The sequence below is a fragment of the Candidatus Dadabacteria bacterium genome (genome assembly GCA_026708565.1).
Lineage (GTDB): Bacteria > Desulfobacterota_D > UBA1144 > Nemesobacterales > Mycalebacteriaceae > Mycalebacterium.
In genome coordinates this window covers 1-17,990 of sequence record JAPOUR010000042.1, presented here as the reverse complement: position 1 = coordinate 17,990, position 17,990 = coordinate 1, and the positions used below count along the sequence as shown (strand labels likewise).

The following is a 17,990-nucleotide window of genomic DNA, read 5'->3' as shown; positions in this document are numbered from 1 at the left end:
ATGAGCGAAAAAGAGAAAGAAATCACAGAGGATGTGCTGAAGGACGCGCCTGAAGACACCGGGCAGGTCTCCGGCGGTCTTGAGGATAATGTTGCCGGAGATGTTGCCGGAGACTCCGCGCTTTTTCCTGAGCCGCCGCCCGACCAGGCGTTTATAGACGCCTCAAACAACGCCGACAAAAAGAAAAAAGGGGAGTTCAGCCCGGACGAGCACATGCGGCTTCTCTATGTTTATTTCAGGGATATGTCGTCCGAAGACCTGTTCACGGCGAGGCAGGAGGTTGAGATATCGTCCAAGATAAAGAAATACGAAGCGGAATCGGAGTTGTCGGACCATGAATACAGGGAGAAGAAAAAGTCCGATGTTATGGACATTCTCAAACGTAAAAAGAAGAATGACGAGAAGGAACTTCAGAAACTGCCCTGGGTTTCCCTCTACTCAATGCTCTCGGGCGATGAAAAAGTGAAAATATTCGGCTCGCTGTCAAAAGTTGAGCGTCTTGAGAAAAAAGCCAAAGCATCCCGAAGCCCTTCAAACAAGGCGCAGATTGCAAGAAGAGTTAAAATTTTGCGCAAACTCGCGCTTGTCTCACAGGAAAAAAAGGCTCAGAGGATGAAGCAGAAATTCGTCAAGGCGAACCTGAGGCTTGTCATAACCATCTCAAGGAGATACACAAACCGCGGGCTTCCTCTTCCCGACCTTATTCAGGAGGGAAATCTCGGTCTTATGAGAGCGGTGGAGCGGTTTGACCACACAAAGGGGTACAAATTTTCCACATACGCCTCATGGTGGATACATCAGGCGATTCTGAGGGCGCTTCAGGGGCAGACCAGAACCATCAAAGTTCCGGTTTACCTGCTTGAGCAGGCAAACCGCGTTTACAAGACGGTCTCCAAACTTTCCAAAACCACGGACAGAAAGCCCACGCCGGAGGAGATATCGGTTGAGTCCGGCATAAGCATAGAGGTGGTCAAGAGGATATTGAACTCCACAAATGACGCGATAAGTCTTGACACGCCCATTCTTGAGGGCAAAAACGCCACCCTTCTGGACTCCGTTCCCGATCAGGAGAACTCCATCCCCGATTTTGTGATAGCGAAGAACGCCCTCTCCAAGAAACTCCGCGAGGCGCTCAAAAAGCACTTGAACGACAGAGAGGAAAAGATAATCAAACTGCGCTTTGGCATAGACGAGGCGGGCACTTTTACGCTTGATGAGATCGGAAAGATGTTTGACCTGACGCGCGAGCGCATCCGCCAGATAGAAAAGCACTCGCTGAGCAAACTCAGAAACTCCGAGATCGGAGCGCACCTGCACAGTTTTATGCAGAATTGAGGGGCGAAAGGGGCGCGGGCGTCAAACTGAAACCGCTTTCAATAACGCCCGAACTCGGCTTACTTCTCGTAGTAATCAAGCCCCAGATGGGTTATCTGCTCTTCGCCCGCAATGTGGCGGAGGGTGTTTTTCAGTTTTGTGAGTTGTATGAAAAGGTCGTGTTCGGGGTAAAGCCCCTTGCCGACCATGGGGCTTTTGAAATAAAACGAAAGCCATTCCTGTATGCCGCTCATTCCCGCCCTTTTGGCGAGGTCAAGAAACAGAACAAGGTCCAGCACGACCGGCGCGGCCAGTATGCTGTCACGGCACAGGAAGTTGATCTTTACCTGCATCGGGTAGTCCAGCCATCCGAAAATGTCTATGTTGTCCCACGCCTCTTTTTCATCCCCGCGCGGCGGATAGTAGTTGATTCTCACCTTGTGGTAGTAGTCCGAATAAAGGTCCGGGTGAAGGCCCGGCTGAAGTATGTGTTCAAGCACGCTCAGTTTGCTCTCCTCTTTTGTCTTGAAAGAGCCCGGGTCGTCAAGCACCTCGCCGTCCCGGTTGCCGAGAATGTTGGTTGAGAACCAGCCGCCCAGCCCCAGCATCCTCGCTTTCAGACCGGGGGCGATAATGGTTTTCATGAGCGTCTGCCCGGTTTTGAAGTCCTTTCCGCAGACGGGAACTTTGTGCTTTTTCGCAAGCGCGAGTAGCGCGGGTATGTCTGCGGACAGGTTGGGCGCGCCGTTTGCGTAGGGAACGCCGGACTTTATCGCCGCATAGGCGTATATCATTCCGGGCGCTATGTCGGGGTGGTTGCTTCTCAGTCCGCGCTCAAATTTGGCTTCAGACGAGTGAACATCGGACGGCTTTATGTAGGTCTCCGTGCTGCCGCACCACACCATCACCGCGCGTTTGAGCCCGTTGCGCTTTTTGAATTCCGCTATGTCATCCATAAGCTGCCGGGCAAGGTCCATCTTTGTCCGCCCCTTTTTCACATGTTTGCCGGACAGGTTTTTCACATACTTTTTGTTGAACACCGCCTTCATTGGCGTGATGGCGCTTGTCTCGTCCCGCACTTTGTCAAGGGTTGACGGGTTCAGCACCCCGGAGCGGACGGCCGCGTCGTGGCAACTTTCAGGCGCGATGTCCCATCCGCCGAAAACGATGTCATCGCAGTCCGCAAGCGGCAGCAGGTCTTTAATTTTCGGGCTTTTGCCCTCGGTTCTCTTGCCGAGGCGGATAGTTCCCATCTGCGTGAGCGAGCCTATGGGTCTGCCCGCATTTTTTTTGAGCGACTCAACGCCCACTATGAAGGTTGTGCTTACCGCCCCGCTGATGCCGGGAATCAGAACGCCGAGTTTTCCATCGGCGGGAGAGATTTTCCTGCCTTTTGCGGGTTTCTGGGGTTTTTTAGGAGGCAAGGGAACTACCTCTTTGAGAATTGCTGTCCGCGCCGCGCCTTCTTGCGGCCGTATTTTTTGCTCTCCACCATGCGCGAATCGCGCCTGAGAAGCCCGGCGGATTTCAGTTTCTTTCTCAAAGTTTCATCGTATTTCAGGAGCGCTCTGGCAAGCCCGTGGCTTATGGAGCCCGCCTGCCCGGTGAGCCCGCCGCCCCGGACATTGGCGGAAACGTCAATTTTGTCCGCCGAATTTGTTATGGCAAGAGGCTCGCCCACGCGTATCTGCCATGTTTTGCGCGGAAAGTATTCCTTGAAGTCTCTCTTGTTGACCGTGATCTTGCCGGAGCCGGGCCTGACCCACACCGAGGCGACGGAGTTTTTTCTCCTGCCCGTTCCTCTGAAATTGTCCGTTTCAACCACAGCCATTGCAAGCGCTCCCTAATACAATCACAGCCCCGCCGCCGCTTCCGGACTCTGCGCCGCATGCGGGTGGGACTGCCCGGAGTAAACCTTTAGCCTCTTTATCAGTTTTTTCTGCGACTTGTTTTTGGGAAGCATTCCCCACACGGCTTTTCTGATTATCTCTTCGGGCTTTGTCTGGGAGAGGGTCTCGGCGGAAACCGATTTCAGCCCGCCGGGATAGCCGCTGTGGCGGTAATACATCTTTTCGGAAGACTTTTTGCCCGTCATGTGCACTTTGGAGGCGTTAACCACCACCACAAAATCGCCCATGTCCGCATGCGGGGTAAACTCCGGCTTGTCTTTGCCGCGAAGCATCGTTGCGAGCCGTGTCGCGAGCCGTCCGAGGGTTTTGCCCTCCGCATCAACAACCTGCCACCGCCTGTGGCGTCCTCCGGCCTTTTCAACATAGGTTTTCATAGCGAATTACAGGGCGGCAATTATAACGAAACACCGCGACAAGTCAAACCGCCGCGCCCGTCATGCGGCTAATCGCGCGGGTGAGCGCGTCTATGTTTTCAGCCTTGCAACTCTCGCCCATCAACCCCACTCTCCATATCTTTCCTCTGGTTTCCCCGAGGCCGGGGCCCACCTCAATCCCGTGCTCCTCAAGAAGCGCGCGCCGCGCCTCCGCATCATCCATCCCCTCCGGCAGAAAAACGGAGGCAAGCATCGGCAGCCGGTATCCCTCGCGCGCAAACGGCTTGAATCCCATCGCGCCCAGTTTTTCCGCAAGTTCCGCGCCCAGCCTCCCGTGCCTCTCAAACCGGTTGGCGAGACCCTCCTCAAGAATGACGCGCAGCCCCTCCCTGAGGGCGAAAAGCATTGAGACGGGCGCGGTGTGGTGATAGACCCTCTCGCTGCCCCAGTATTTGCATATCATTCCGAGGTCCAGATACCAGCTCTGAACCTTGCTCTTTTTTGCCGCGAGCGCCCGTTCCGCTTTTTCGCTGAAAGTTACCGGCGATATGCCCGGCGGCACGCTCAGGCACTTCTGCGTTCCGCTGTAGCAGATGTCAACGCCCCACTCGTCAATCCTCAGGTCGCATCCGGCAAGCGAGGTTACGGCGTCCACAAGGAAAAGCGTCTCCGTGCCGGAGAGGTATTTGCCCGCCTCTTCAAGCGGCTGGCGCGCGCCGGTTGAAGTTTCCGCGTGAACAAGCGCCGCCGCCTTTGCCCCCGGATTTTTTTTGAGCGCGGATATAAACGCGTCCGGCTCAATAATGTCTCCCCACGGCGCTTCAACCCTGACCGCCTTCGCGCCGCACCGCGCCGCCACATCGCACATCCTCTCGCCGAATACCCCGTTGACCCCGATGATTACGGTGTCTCCCGGCTCAATCACATTGACAAACGCCGTCTCCATTCCCGAACTTCCCGTGCCGGACATTGGAATCGTAAGCCGGTTTTTTGTCTGAAAAACCTCCCGCAGCATCCCGCCGATTTCGTCCATCATGGCGAGAAAGTCCGGGTCAAGATGCCCTATTATGGGTGTTGAGAGCGCGTCGTAAACCGCCTTGCTGACATTGCTGGGGCCGGGGCCGAGAAGTATCCTTTCGGGCGGGGCGAGTTTTTTGATTTGAGAGCGCGCCAATTTGCTTGTCCTTCCGTTGCGGAGGTGTAAATGATACTTTCACGCCCGCGCAAAGCCAAGTATATTGCTTTCAAAACCACCGGAGGCAAGGGAGATGACCGATTCCAAGTTCAAAATTTACACCACCAAAACCTGCCCGTATTGCAATGCGGCAAAGGCGCTTTTGTCTTCCAGGGGGATTAAATACGAGGAGATAGACCTTACTCAAGACCCTGAGGAAAGAGCCAGAGTGGCGGGCGAGTTCAACTGGATGACCGTTCCCCTCATCCTCAAAGACGGCGAACTTGTCGGCGGCTTTAATGAACTTGAGGAGATTGCCCGGCAGGGCGGGCTTGACGACTCCTGATGAGTGTCAAAACACGGTTTGCCCCCAGCCCCACGGGCTCGCTTCACATCGGGGGTGCGCGAACTGCGCTTTTCAACCGGCTTTTTGCGCGGCGGCACGGCGGCGAGTTTATTGTGCGGATTGAAGACACGGACGCCGGGCGGTCGGACGAGAAATTTTTCTCCGAGATAATGGATTCGCTCCGCTGGCTTGGCATTGAGTGGGACGATGATCAGACCCTCCGCCAGTCTGAGCGGTTGGACACCTACCGCGAATATGCGGACAAACTGCTTGCATCCGGCGATGCGTTCCGTTGCTGGATGACCCCTGAAGATATTGAGAAAGAGAGGCGGTTTTGTAAGGAACACGGAAAAATTTTCCGCTACAACAGAGAGTGGGCGGAGAGGGGAAAAAAGGATGGCGCGCCTTTTGCGTTGCGTTTTGCAGTCCCGCGGGACGGCGCAACGGTTGCGGTTGACGACAAACTTCGCGGCAAAACCGCCTTTGAGACGGATGATATTGAGGATTTTGTCATTCTGCGCCCTGACGGCATGCCCACATACAACTTCGCATGCGCCATAGATGACGCCCTCTCCGGCATAACGCATGTTATCAGGGGGGATGAGCACCTCGTCAACACTCCAAAGCAGATATTGATTCTGCGGGCTCTCGGTCTGCCCGTTCCCGATTTCGTTCATCTTCCCGTGATTCTCGCGCCGGACGGCTCAAAACTGAGCAAGCGGCACGGGGCGGTTTCGGTCGCCGATTTCCGCAAGCGCGGAATGCTTCCCTCGGCCCTTGCAAACTACATTGCCCGGCTCGGCTGGTCTTGCGGTGATGAGGAGATCTTCACAATGGCGGAACTTGAGGAAAAGTTTGACCTCGGCGGGCTTGGGACTTCGCCGTCCCATTTTGACGAGAAAAAGATGCTGTGGGTCAACGGCGTTCACATACGCGAGGGAAAGACCGACATTATAGAGCCGCTTCGCCGGGAGTTTGCGGATATGGGGCTTGATGTTTCGCCTGCGGACGCTGAAAAGGCGTTCTCTCTCCTGAAAGAGAGGGCGGAGACCGTTGTTGAAATGGCGGAAAAGGGCGCGTTTCTTTTCCGTGATGAGGTGGAGTTTGACGCCGCCGCGCGGGAAAAGTTTATCAACGGGGAGACACTGCCCGCGCTTGAGGCGGTTTTGGGCGCGTTCTCCGCATCCGGCGGGGATTTTGACGCTGACGGCGTGAAGACGGCTCTTTCGTCCGTTACGGAAGAGACGGGAATGAAACTTAAACAACTCGCCCAGCCCCTGCGTGTGGCGCTCACGGGGAGGACGGAAAGCCCCGGAATTTTTGAGGTAGCCGCCGCTTTGGGCGGGGAAGAGGCGGTTCGGAGGGTTAAAAGGGCGGTAAACATTGCCAAATCAGGCGGGCGGCAATGAGTGAAAAAGCCGTAATAATAGGGCTTTGCGGGAATGTTTGCGCGGGCAAGACCGCGGCGGCGGGGATGTTCAGGGATTTGGGGGCGCGTGTTATAGATGCGGATGAGGTTTCGCGTTTTGTTACCAAGCCCGGAAAACCGGCTTTTGAGCGGATAGCGCGGCGGTTTGGCTCCGGCGTCATCGGCGCGGACGGGGAGATAGACCGGGGGAAACTTGGCTCTGAGGTTTTTTCGGACGAGAAGAAGAGAAAGGCGCTTGAGGCAATAACCCACCCGGAAATCAGGGATGAGATAGCCGCGCGGGTGGAAAAGGCGGTTTCTTCCGGCGCGCGGGCGGTGGTGATTGAGGCGGCGCTGCTGTCTCGCGGCGGGGTTCTGGGGGAGATGGTGGACCACCTTGTTCTGGTTGAGGCGAGCGAGGAAAAAAAGATTGAAAGAATAGCGGAAAGGGATAAACTTGATGAGGCGGAGGCGAGGAAAAGGTTGAAATCGCAGGAAGGGCGCAATCCGGATTACGATTTTGTTATTGAGAATTCGGCGGGAATGGAAAGTTTGAGAGCGGAGATAGGGAGGCTGTGGAAGAAATGGCTGTGAAGAAAAAAGCGAAATGTCTTTATTCCTATATGTTGAGATACGACTGCGGCTTGTCGCCGAATCCTTTTTTTGATGTTTGCACATTGGCAGTTTGCAAGCCCGGAATTAGAAAAGCGGCGTCCGTCGGAGACTGGGTTGTCGGAACGGGTTCAAAGAATGCAAAACTGGAGGACAGGAAACGCGATTTCTCAGGTCGTGTTGTTTGTGCGATGAAGATTACGGACAAGATGACTCTTGAGGAATACGATGAGTTTTGCCGGAAGGATCTTGAGGGGAAGATACCGGAGAGGCGTTCCAAGGATTACAGGAAAAAGGTGGGAGACTGTATCTATGATTATTCGGAAGGCGGTGAACAGCCTTTGCAGAGAAAGGGCGTTCATAATGAATCAAACATAAAAACGGATTTGAGCGGGGAGAATGTTCTTCTTTCAAGTGAGTTTTACTATTTTGGAGAAAACCCCAAAATAATGCCGCACTACCTTAGGGCGATAATTCCCGGAAACAGAGGTTACAAAGTTTGTAAAGCCGCAACGCTGATTAGCAGATTTGAGCAATGGCTGGAGGACAAGTTTGAAGCAAACAAACTGTCTGACGAACCGCAGATGAAATATAAAATTGATGAATTGGAATTCAGGAAGTTGTGCGCCGAACAGAATAAGAGGGATGATGAGGAAGATGAAGAGTCGTGAATGTGTTTATTTATATAAGAACACATATTAACGATCCTTGCGAATGCGGGACTTTCGGAGTGTGCGATTGCATGGGGAGTTTCAGAAACTACAATTACGACGCTGTTTTAGGCATAGGAGGAAAATCTCCATGGAAAGGTTGTGAAAATATTGCTCAAAGACTTACTTGGGTTGGAATTTGTCCCCATAAAAAAGATCCTCCGGCAGGTAAAACATGCTCGGAAACTAAAAAACGGTTTAGAGGTCCGCTTGTTACTTTTGAGCATTTTTGCCTCATGAACGAAAAAGGACCGCTACTTTCGGAATGCGCCCCTTGGCTGAATGACCACCTTTTTCCCGAAGGAAAACATCGGCGTTATATTATGTCAAAAAATCTTTCCGACCAAAAAATACGGTATGAAATAGAGGGTTTGATGAAAGAATATCATAACTGTCCGTCTTCCGGGGATGGATGTAAATGCGCGCAATCCTAATCCGTGTCGCAATAGACCAAACCGCCGATTCAGGCAACTGGAACGCCCCATGCAACCCGCAGACGGGCGATTTTGTTTATGTGCCGATTAAACAGACAAAAACCGCCAACCTCCCCGGAATGGAAAAGCGCTATGCCGATTTGATTGTTCCGGTATTGGACGGATTTTCAAAACGCAACAACTGCGATATTTTTCTCCCCGAATGTCTGACGGATCAGCGCATGCACCTTGACCCTGACTTTGAAAACCTTACCTACGGAGACACCGCCCGCAGAGGAAAAAACCTGCTGACTTTCAGAGAGGATGACTTGGTGGTTTTCTTTGCCTCGTTAAGACCCGTAACAAAAAACGAACTCGTCTATGCGCTTATAGGGTTGCTGACGGTGGAAGACATTTCACCTGTGAAAGACATCTCCGCCTCAAAGCGGGATGAAAACGCCCACACACGCAACTCTCCGTCCGAACCCACAGACATTGTGGTTAGAGGCAAGAAAGGCAAATCCGGGCGGTTTGCCCGATACATTCGGATAGGAGAATACAGAGAGGGGGCATATCGCGTAACAAAGCCCCTGCTGGAACAGTGGGGCGGTCTGTCCGTCAAAAACGGCTATCTGCAACGGAGCGCAACTCCGCCGCTGTTTTTAAACGCTGAACGCTTTTACAACTGGCTTCAAAACGAGAACCCGCGACTGTTGCATAGCAACAACCCCTAACCCTCACTCCTTGCAGTGTGGATTTATGCAATCTGCAAATAGAAATTGCAAATTGCATAAGCGGTAAAACAACTTGCGGAAACCCGCCGCTTTCGGTATATTTGCCGTCTTGTTTACTCCCGCCGGGCGGAGCGTTTTTATGGGCGACAAAGAGACCAAAGACAACATTCGGATACTCAAGCAGAAGGAGCGGGAAGCGGAACTGGGCGGCGGCAAGGCGCGCATAGACCGCCAGCACGAAGTCGGCAAACTGACCGCGCGCGAGCGTATAGAACTCCTTCTTGACAAAGGCACTTTTGAGGAAATGGACAAGTTTGTCGTCCACAGGTGCAAAGACTTCGGGATGGAAGACAAAAAGTTCCTCGGAGACGGCGTGGTAACCGGCCACGGAACGGTGGATGGCAGGAAAGTTTTTGTTTTCGCGCAGGACTTCACCGTTTTCGGCGGCTCTCTGGGGATGATTCACGGCAGAAAGATATGCAAAATTATGGACATGGCCGTTGAGACCGGCGCTCCCGTTATCGGGCTTAACGATTCGGGCGGCGCAAGGATACAGGAGGGCGTTGAAAGCCTCGCCGGATACGGCGAGATATTCCAGAGAAACGCGCTCGCCTCCGGCGTTATTCCCCAAATCTCCGCCATCATGGGCCCGTGCGCGGGCGGCGCGGTTTACTCGCCCGCAATGACGGACTTTACCCTTATGTCAAAAGACACCAGCTACATGTTCATAACGGGGCCGGATGTGATAAAAGCCGTAACCCATGAGGACGTAACCTCGGAAGACCTCGGCGGCGCCGGAGTGCACAACTCCAAGAGCGGCGTGGCGCATTTCTCCGCCGCAAATGACGAGGAGTCAATAGAGATAATAAGGGAACTTCTCTCATTCCTGCCTTCAAACAACATGGAAGACCCGCCCTCCGCCGAAAGCGATGACCCGGTTGACCGCGCCACCGGCGAGATAGCGGACCTGATTCCGGAAAACCCGAACAAACCCTACGACATGAAAGAGGTCATAAAGAGAATCGTTGACGACTCGCGCTTTCTTGAGGTTCAGGAGCATTTCGGCAAAAACATGGTCATCGGGTTTGCGCGCGTGGGCGGCAGGGTTGCGGGCGTTGTGGGCAACCAGCCCATGGTTCTCGCCGGCTGCCTTGACATAGACGCATCCGTAAAGGCGGCGCGCTTTGTCCGGTTTTGCGACTGCTTCAACATTCCGCTTCTGTCTCTTGTTGACGTTCCGGGCTTCCTTCCGGGAACAGGGCAGGAGTGGGGCGGCATCATAAGGCACGGCGCGAAACTGCTTTACGCATACTGCGAGGCGACCGTGCCGAGGGTTACCGTGATAACAAGAAAAGCCTACGGCGGGGCTTATGACGTTATGTCTTCAAAGCACATCCGGGGAGACATCAACCTTGCCTACCCCGGCACGGAGATAGCGGTTATGGGTTCGGAGGGGGCGGTCAACATAATTTCCCGCTCGCAGATAGCCGAGGCAAAAGACCCGGACGCCGAAAGGGCGCGCCTTACGGAAGAATACAGAAGCAATTTTGCCAACCCCTACAGGGCGGCGGAACTCGGATTTATTGACCGCATAATCATGCCGGAGGACACCAGAAGGAACGTTGCCTCGGCGTTTGCAATGCTTGACGGAAAGAGGAAGACCAATCCGCCGAGAAAGCACGGAAACATTCCTCTCTGACCCCTTGCGCGGGAAGTTTTATGTTCGGCAAGATACTCATAGCAAACCGGGGCGAGATAGCGGTGAGGATAATCCGGGCGTGCCGGGAGATGGGCATAGCCACGGTCGCCGTTTACTCCGATGCGGACAGGAGTTCCGTCCATGTGTCCCTCGCCGATGAAGCCGTTCACATAGGCGGCTCAAAGCCCGCCGAGAGTTACCTCGTTCCGGAAAAAATCATAGATGCGTGCAAAAAGACGGGAGCCGAAGCGGTTCATCCCGGTTTCGGATTCCTTTCCGAAAAGGAGGAGTTCGCCGCCGCCTGCGAGAAGGCGGGGATTGTGTTCATAGGCCCGTCCGCCGAAGCCATAAGAAAGATGGGCGACAAGATAACCGCAAGGGGCATAGCCGCCGATGCGGACGTGCCTCTTGTTCCGGGCTCAAAGGGGGCGGTGGATGACAAGGAGGCGGAAAAAGTCGCCGCCGAAATCGGCTATCCCCTGATGATAAAGGCTTCCGCCGGAGGGGGCGGCAAGGGCATGCGTCTTGTGCGGGAGAAGGGGGAGTTTGAGAGTTCGCTCAGAATGGCGAGAAGCGAGGCGCAGTCGGCTTTCGGGGACGATGCGGTTTTTATAGAGCGGTTTGTGGAAAAGCCGCGCCACATTGAGATTCAGATCGTAGCGGACGGGCACGGCAATGTGTTGCACCTGTTTGAGCGCGAGTGCTCAATTCAGCGTAGGCATCAGAAGGTGATAGAGGAAGCGCCCAGCGGTTTTGTTTCCGAGGCGACCAGAAAGAAGATGGGGCGGGTTGCGGTCAGCATCGCAAAGGCGGTTTCATACAAGGGCGCGGGAACTGTTGAGTTCATAATGGACCCCAAGCAGAACTTTTACTTTCTTGAGATGAACACGCGCATACAGGTTGAGCATCCGGTAACCGAACTCATTACCGGTTTTGACATTGTGAAGTGGATGATAAGGATAGCGGACGGCGAAAAGTTGCCGATGAAGCAGTCCGACTTGAAGATAAACGGCCATGCCGTTGAGTGCAGGATATACGCCGAAGACCCGGAGACAAACTTCCTTCCCTCTCCGGGGCCGATTGACTATGTAAAGACCCCGGACGGGCCCGGAATCAGGGATGACTCGGCGATTTACAGCGGCGGCGAGGTTACCTCTTTTTACGACCCCATGCTGTCCAAACTGGCGGTATGGGCGGAGACGCGTGAGGAGGCGATACACAAGATGGGGGCGGCGCTGGGTGAATACATGGTTCTCGGCACGAAGACCAACATCGGTTTCCTTATCCGGGTGATGAAAAACGAGGAGTTTCTCTCCGCAGACATAGACACGGGCTTTATAGAGAGGCATCCGGAGCTTCTGACTCCGGGAGACGAGGGCAAGTTGCAGGCTGCGGTAACCGCCGCGCTCGCGCTTCATTTCGGAACGGCCGCTCCGGCTGAGGGCGGCGGAAAAGAGCCGGTTTCAAACTGGAAGAGGTTTGGCCGCAGGATGGGCGTTTTGAGGGGCGGATATTGAAATACCTTCTGAAATTGGGCGATGAGAAGTTTCGCGTCAATGTGGAGGAGGAAAACGGCCGCGCCGTGGTTGAGTGCGGTGATTTTTCCTCAACCGTTGATTTTGCGCGGCTTGACCCCGCGCTTGTCTCCGTAATTTGCGACAAGAACGGCTCTCACACCGCCGGGGTGGTAAAGAAGGGCAAGAAGATACAGGTTTTTCACGGCGGGAATCTCTACGAGTTTGAATCCGTTACGGAAAGGGAGATTTCCGCTTCTTCGGACAGCGGCGGGTTGCAGATTTCCTCTCCGATGCCGAGCCGGGTGGTGAAGATACTTAAAAATGAGGGCGATGCGGTTGAATCCGGCGAAGGGGTGATAGTGGTTGAGGCGATGAAGATGGAAAGCGAGTTGAAGGCGTCCGTCAGCGGAAAGATAAAGGAGATTAAGGTTTCAGAGGGCGACGCCGTTGACGGCGGGGCTGTGCTTGTGGTGTTGGAAGGGGAATAATCAAGCGGCTTCCCGTATAATTTCCTTTTTTATCGCCGGACATTTAACAAACAGCATTTTCAGGGGCGACAAAAAGGAGTTGTCCGTTTTTATTTCCTTGATTTCCTCTTGCTGTTCAAAATTCGGATAAACAAGGGCAAGTTCAATGTTGTCGGTATTTGTGCATTTTAATCTTTTTGAAATAAAAGACTCATGTCTGGAATAAGAAACGACCTGGAATATATCTGTTTGTAAAGGTTTTGGATTTCGTTCATCTTTTATTGACTTGTATTTTGCGTCAAAAATTTTTGCAGGTTTGTTTGAAGTCTCAGAAACCCAAAAATCCGGGCGTACTCTAACATTAAATCCTTCTTTGTCTCCGTAAGTATCCTTATCCTCATAACCTGCTTCCAGCATAGCGTGCTTTTCCCTCAACACTTTTTCTGTATATCTTTCAAACAGTTCAGCGCTGTTTATGGCAAAGGGAGGGGTGGCGACGATGTTTTCTTGTTTGATTTCGGCGTGAGGGTCTGCCCCGAGGCGCAAAAGGACAAACTTTGCAAGTTCAAGGGCGCGGCTATAGTGTAAGAAAGAACCGCGAGACCGCAGATTACGGAAATCCGCCCGATTGACCTTGACAACGGAAACGCCGGAGAGGGCTGAACGGCTTGAGTGTATCCAGCGATTCAATACTGAAAACTTGCCGTAGGGATCAAGTTTTGCATTGATAAACTTCGCTGATTGCTCAAGCGCGGCTCTCAAAGCGCGGTTTTCGGCAATATCATCATTGATGACCTGATAAGAGCAGAAAACCCTGTCATTGCGCCCGTGGACAAGGTTTTGTTTGACTTGTGCATGTAAAAGTATCTTTCCCTTTACTTTGCCCTGTAGGTTGTTCGTTTCTCTCTCAAAGTGCTTGCGCAGATGCCGGGAGCAGAGTTCGTTCAGTTCGCGTAAGAAAGCAGCTATCAGGAGTTCACTGAGCCTTGGCAAGTCTTCTGCCTCAATTAATGGCTGTTCAGGCCAGAAATGAAAACATTCACCCAGATGGTAGCCGACAACCGGGTCTTCTGCACAGGCGAGATACATAGACATATAGTCCATTTGTGGGAATTTTGACCTGACAATAAGGGGGATTCTGTTTTCTTCCTTGCCGAGCCAGATTGCTCCAATGAAACTGCTGGGGGCAAAACCTTCCGGTCTTTTATGTAAGCCGAGAAATTCAGGACTATTTTGTCTTAATGTTTGAGTGTCGCACCACTCGAACAAATACTCTTGCTCATTGCTGAAAGGAACAATCTTATGCTCTTTTGTTTGAAGTGATGCGGGTTTGTGGAACAATTAGACTTCCTCAATTTCGTAGCCGAGATTTTGTGATGTTTTTAAAAATTCTTGAAAACTCCTATATGAAACGGCTTTCGGATTGTTTTTTACCGGATTGGCAGACCATTGTGTGCAAACCATTATTCTTTCTCCGCTTGCCAGTTCAATGTATTCATCTTCTTTTGAGAGAAATCTTTCATGCTTTTCGAGGATTTGAAAGACACCGTAATCCTTATGAATTTCATCAGGAAAAGTTATCTTTAATTCACTCGCATTTACAGGATTTTGATGTTTCACAAAATCTTTCACTATTGTCCACGGCAATCTCCTAGGTCCGAGGTCTTTTTCCCAGTAGTTTTTGTCTGTAGTGCCGTTTGCCTTATGTTTCCAGCGAAAGTATTTTCGCTCTCGCTTCAGGTTTTCATCTTCAGTTTCCATTTCTTCTGTTGGGTCATCTTGTGGATTGAATTCTTCTTCTATTTGTTTGATTATCTCTTCTGCTTCTTTTTTCAAGACGCCATCTTTCAAGTATTCCTCAAGAATCGGAATGACTTGATATTGAATTTTGTTTTTCAATTCATCGTTGTTGTTAGCAAGGAAGTAGGTATGCCCAATTGCTACATCGTTTTTGTGATAATCTGGAGAGAGATAAGTTTCTCCTTCAAACATTTCTTGAACCATATTAAAGAGTTTGACCGCATTGTCGGCTTTACTTTCTTTTTTAATGACTTCCACATCTGGCAGAAAACTTTCAAAGGCAAACCTTCTTCTGACTGCATAATCTATCTGTCCGATTGTGCGGTCAGCGGTGTTCATAGTTCCTATTATGTAGAGATTCCCCGGTATCGCTATCTCAGCATTTCCATTAACAGAATAAGTTATGTGAATAGGCTTGTCTCTATATTCCAAGGCATAGATAAGTTCGCCCAAAACAGCCGATACATTAGCGCGGTTGATTTCGTCAATTATAAGAACATAATCACTGCTCTCATCTGCACTCGCTTTTTCAGCCATGTTAACAAGAATACGATCAACTGTTTCATAAGTTGTCTCACCATTTTCTGTCTGTATTTGAATCCCTCTAACAAAGTCTTCATAGTTATAAGACGGATGAAACTGGATTAGTTCCCACTTGTTGCCTTGTGTATTCTCCCCTGTCAGTTTTTCTGCAATCTTTTTTGCTTGGTAGGTCTTGCCGGTTCCGGGTGGTCCCTGAAAGATTATCTGACGGAATTGTTTCAGGGTGTCAAGGTATTTATTGTCCTCGGATGGATCCCATATTTTTTCGTGTAATGTGTTGTCTTTTTGGTGCATTTGGTATGTATTGTCCTCAGATGGATCCCACCTTTTCCTCAGAGTGGGATGGTAAAAATCTACCATGTCCAGATGAATGGGCAAAGAAGAGTCTTCTTTCTTCATTGCCTCACTTATGGAGTAGATTTTTTCATTTTCCGTTTTCTCATCACCATGAAGATAATCTGAGAAAGTGGAAACAATATGTCCCCGATGTTCGCCGCTAAACATCCTGCAATGATATTTGTGGCAGAACATGTTAAGGACAATGAGCACATGAGGAGTTTTCCTTTTATCTATAACGAATTTGCTTTCAATTATGTTTGTTCGGTCAAACATCTCCTCCGCCTCTTTCCAGAGGGGGTCGCCGTTTCTCAGGCTTCTTACAGTTTTTCTCATTTTTGCATCTTTTTTGTATTTCAAGGCAAAAGATGCGTAATAACCAATGCTGAAGTTTTGCTTCGGCCTGTAGCTTTGGGGGCCAATGTCAGCTACTCCTTCCGTCTTTATTATTTGCTGGATTTTTTCTTCCAACAATTCGTAATCACTTCTCTCTTTTTCTATAGTAAGTTTAAAGCAATTCTTATTCCCCATCTTACTGTCAGGGCAGTAGTGCAAAGCAAGCAATTCACACAGCAACAGCCATATTTTGTGATTCTTATCGTAAGCACCAAACTGACTCTCTAATTTGATTTTGAAATTGCTTTTGTCTGTTCGTCGGTCACCCAGCATACAGTTCACTGCAATGTTCAAATTTTCCTCATTCCACAACCCCGGCTCATCAAAAAGCAAAGAATTGTCTTTTTCCAAACAACGCTTCACCCACACTTCAAAGAGGTCGTGAACTGTTTTATAAGGCATTTTTCAATCCTATCCTTTCTTCGCTCCAGTGTGCATTAGCTTTTTCCATTCCCGTTTTTCCGCAGAATCTTCACTAAGTCTTCATAACTGATTGAACCCTGAAAGTAGGAATCTTTATGGTATTGGTAGTTTTTTGTATTGATGTGGAACTGCCCTTCTCCTTTGTTTCCTCTGTGTTGTTTGTCGCTGTAGTTTATATTGACATCGCTTAGAATCTCATTTTTCTCAATTCTGAACACTTCAATTTTGTCATAGAAAAACAGCAAGTAATACATTGCATCAAACAATCCGGTTTTTATCTGTTGTATGTTGCAATCAAAGTCAACTTTTGTTGCCTGATTTTGTCTTAAAAATCTTCTTCGGTTGCTGTTGTTTATGATAAAGTCATAAATCTTTCCCGCATCATCCTTGGGGAGTTTGCTCTTTCTTTGAACTCTTGATGACTTTACCTCTATGCGCTTGCCGGTTTTTTCATCAATCAAATCAAAATCAAGTTTCTCGCTGTCTTGATAGTCGGCCAGCAATTTTACAATGACCTCCACGACAGAGCCAAATTGTCTGGTGTGAAGTCGCAATAAACCCTGCTTGAATTCATCACTCATTTAAACGTCTCTCACAAAGTTTATAGTAGTCTTTGTCCAGTTCAAATCCCACGAAATTTCTACTCATATCCCTGCACGCCAAAGCGGTGGTCCCACTTCCCATAAAAGGATCCAGCACGGTATCATTTTCATTGGAAAACATTTCCAATATCCTCTTCATTATAAATACGGGTTTCTGTGTGGGGTGAGGAACTTTTTCCCGCGACCATGGAACAAGCGGGGGTATGTCAGTCCACACATTGGAAATGGCTCTGTGTTCCCTGCCGTTTTTCTTTCCCATTCCTCCGGTTTTCTTTTTTATGTTGGAATCTATTTTGTGGAAAGTGTATTGTTTTTCGCTTGAGGTATACCAGAGTATGTCTTCTCTGGTTGATACCACATTCGTTTTAGCTCCCCTGCCTTTGACCCTGTCGTAGATAATCCAGTTTTGTAGGGAAAAATACTTGTCCAGTATGGATTTTGTTTCACAAACCTGAGACCAACCCTGAAAAACAACCAGACTGCCACCGGGCTTCAAAACCCTTTTAAATTCTTTCGCCAAGAAGTCCCAATTCAAAGAATTCGGTCTGTCCCACTGATTTTTTTCATAGTTTATTTCGTAGGGAGGATCAGTTGCTATCAGATCAATGGAGTTGTTCTCCAATGTTTGGATCAGCAGAAAACAGTTCCCTTGGGTGGTTCTTATCTTGTTCTTACCCGCATGAGTGTCGGGAAGCAGTTTTAATGACCTGCTCATTGCTCAATACTCTCTCTGCACCCTTTGCATTTCAGTTTTTTCCGCTTCATCTTGATTGCCAACTTTACCATCTTTTCAACCCATTTCAATCTACAAATACCACTCATAAGTGGTAGGGGCGGCTGGGCGGTGCGGGCAGACGCGCAAGCAAGAAATAGTTCACTGTGTTAAGCAGAATCGGCAATATGTATTCAACCGCCGGACGCTCCAGTAGCCACCAATCCGCCGCAAGCACACAAGCCACCAGCCCAAACAGCCAGTATCGGCGGCGTTTCATCCAAAATACAAAATCATAGGAGGTGCGCTTTACGGCATACGCCCCGGCGCGCACACCGCTTGGCGGTCGGAAAAACCACAGCAAGCACGTCTCATCTTTCCACTGGCGCAGGGTGTTCATTTTGCACTCCTCCCTTCAAGTTTATCTTTACTGATAACTTTATCATTTTCCGCTCGTTTCAATCCACAAACACCCTCAAATACTCCTCATACTCATAAGA

Annotated in this window: 18 protein-coding genes; 9 read left to right on the top strand and 9 right to left on the bottom strand. The window is 50.5% G+C overall.

Annotation, left to right across the window (positions count from 1 at the left end):
- On the top strand, nt 1–1,335 hold the full coding sequence (locus OXF42_05595) for a sigma-70 family RNA polymerase sigma factor (protein ID MCY4047564.1): 1,335 nt from the start codon (nt 1–3) through the stop codon (nt 1,333–1,335).
- A gap of 59 nt (nt 1,336–1,394) precedes the next feature.
- Here OXF42_05595 and OXF42_05590 read toward each other — a convergent pair whose 3' ends face one another.
- From OXF42_05590 to OXF42_05575, 4 genes are read right to left on the bottom strand one after another with little or no spacing between them, the layout of a single operon-like run.
- Nucleotides 1,395–2,738 (bottom strand): inositol-3-phosphate synthase, encoded by a 1,344-nt coding sequence (locus OXF42_05590; GenBank protein ID MCY4047563.1) that lies wholly within the window; start codon nt 2,736–2,738, stop codon nt 1,395–1,397.
- A gap of 5 nt (nt 2,739–2,743) precedes the next feature.
- Nucleotides 2,744–3,145, bottom strand: coding sequence for a 30S ribosomal protein S9 (gene rpsI / locus OXF42_05585; GenBank protein MCY4047562.1), 402 nt, complete (start codon nt 3,143–3,145; stop codon nt 2,744–2,746).
- Between the two features lie 21 nt (nt 3,146–3,166).
- Nucleotides 3,167–3,598 (bottom strand): 50S ribosomal protein L13, encoded by a 432-nt coding sequence (gene rplM, locus OXF42_05580; GenBank protein ID MCY4047561.1) that lies wholly within the window; start codon nt 3,596–3,598, stop codon nt 3,167–3,169.
- Between the two features lie 43 nt (nt 3,599–3,641).
- The gene (locus OXF42_05575; GenBank protein MCY4047560.1) at nt 3,642–4,772 is read right to left on the bottom strand and encodes an alanine--glyoxylate aminotransferase family protein; all 1,131 of its coding nucleotides are present in this window, start codon (nt 4,770–4,772) and stop codon (nt 3,642–3,644) included.
- Nucleotides 4,773–4,866: 94 nt separating this feature from the next.
- Here OXF42_05575 and OXF42_05570 point away from each other — a divergent pair, with 94 nt between their 5' ends.
- The 8 genes from OXF42_05570 (at nt 4,867) to OXF42_05535 (ending at nt 12,699) form a co-directional block, all read left to right on the top strand.
- Nucleotides 4,867–5,118: a glutaredoxin gene (locus OXF42_05570; GenBank protein MCY4047559.1), complete on the top strand. Its 252-nt coding sequence runs from the start codon at nt 4,867–4,869 to the stop codon at nt 5,116–5,118.
- A complete protein-coding gene (gene gltX / locus OXF42_05565) occupies nt 5,118–6,527 on the top strand; it encodes a glutamate--tRNA ligase (GenBank protein ID MCY4047558.1) in 1,410 nt (469 codons plus the stop codon). The genes OXF42_05570 and gltX overlap by 1 nt, the downstream gene beginning before the upstream one ends.
- Nucleotides 6,524–7,120: a dephospho-CoA kinase gene (gene coaE / locus OXF42_05560; GenBank protein MCY4047557.1), complete on the top strand. Its 597-nt coding sequence runs from the start codon at nt 6,524–6,526 to the stop codon at nt 7,118–7,120. The genes gltX and coaE overlap by 4 nt, the downstream gene beginning before the upstream one ends.
- The gene (locus OXF42_05555) at nt 7,111–7,809 is read left to right on the top strand and encodes a hypothetical protein (protein ID MCY4047556.1); all 699 of its coding nucleotides are present in this window, start codon (nt 7,111–7,113) and stop codon (nt 7,807–7,809) included. Before coaE ends, OXF42_05555 begins: the two co-directional genes overlap by 10 nt.
- A gap of 457 nt (nt 7,810–8,266) precedes the next feature.
- Nucleotides 8,267–8,995, top strand: a complete 729-nt coding sequence (locus OXF42_05550; protein ID MCY4047555.1) for a hypothetical protein — start codon at nt 8,267–8,269, stop codon at nt 8,993–8,995.
- A gap of 139 nt (nt 8,996–9,134) precedes the next feature.
- Nucleotides 9,135–10,694: an acyl-CoA carboxylase subunit beta gene (locus OXF42_05545; GenBank protein ID MCY4047554.1), complete on the top strand. Its 1,560-nt coding sequence runs from the start codon at nt 9,135–9,137 to the stop codon at nt 10,692–10,694.
- A gap of 20 nt (nt 10,695–10,714) precedes the next feature.
- Nucleotides 10,715–12,211 carry an acetyl-CoA carboxylase biotin carboxylase subunit gene (gene accC / locus OXF42_05540; GenBank protein MCY4047553.1) on the top strand — a complete coding sequence of 499 codons (1,497 nt, stop codon included), beginning with the start codon at nt 10,715–10,717 and terminating at the stop codon, nt 12,209–12,211.
- A complete protein-coding gene (locus tag OXF42_05535) occupies nt 12,208–12,699 on the top strand; it encodes a hypothetical protein (GenBank protein ID MCY4047552.1) in 492 nt (163 codons plus the stop codon). Before accC ends, OXF42_05535 begins: the two co-directional genes overlap by 4 nt.
- Here the strand turns inward: OXF42_05535 and OXF42_05530 are convergent, their stop codons facing one another.
- From OXF42_05530 to OXF42_05510, 5 genes are all read right to left on the bottom strand, one after another.
- Nucleotides 12,700–14,019 (bottom strand): hypothetical protein, encoded by a 1,320-nt coding sequence (locus tag OXF42_05530; protein ID MCY4047551.1) that lies wholly within the window; start codon nt 14,017–14,019, stop codon nt 12,700–12,702.
- Nucleotides 14,020–16,155 carry an AAA family ATPase gene (locus tag OXF42_05525; protein MCY4047550.1) on the bottom strand — a complete coding sequence of 712 codons (2,136 nt, stop codon included), beginning with the start codon at nt 16,153–16,155 and terminating at the stop codon, nt 14,020–14,022.
- Nucleotides 16,156–16,190: 35 nt separating this feature from the next.
- Nucleotides 16,191–16,757 (bottom strand): hypothetical protein, encoded by a 567-nt coding sequence (locus OXF42_05520; protein MCY4047549.1) that lies wholly within the window; start codon nt 16,755–16,757, stop codon nt 16,191–16,193.
- Nucleotides 16,750–17,493, bottom strand: coding sequence for a site-specific DNA-methyltransferase (locus tag OXF42_05515; GenBank protein MCY4047548.1), 744 nt, complete (start codon nt 17,491–17,493; stop codon nt 16,750–16,752). Before OXF42_05515 ends, OXF42_05520 begins: the two co-directional genes overlap by 8 nt.
- 103 nt (nt 17,494–17,596) lie before the next feature.
- Nucleotides 17,597–17,890, bottom strand: coding sequence for a hypothetical protein (locus OXF42_05510; GenBank protein MCY4047547.1), 294 nt, complete (start codon nt 17,888–17,890; stop codon nt 17,597–17,599).
- Nucleotides 17,891–17,990 lie beyond the last annotated feature (100 nt).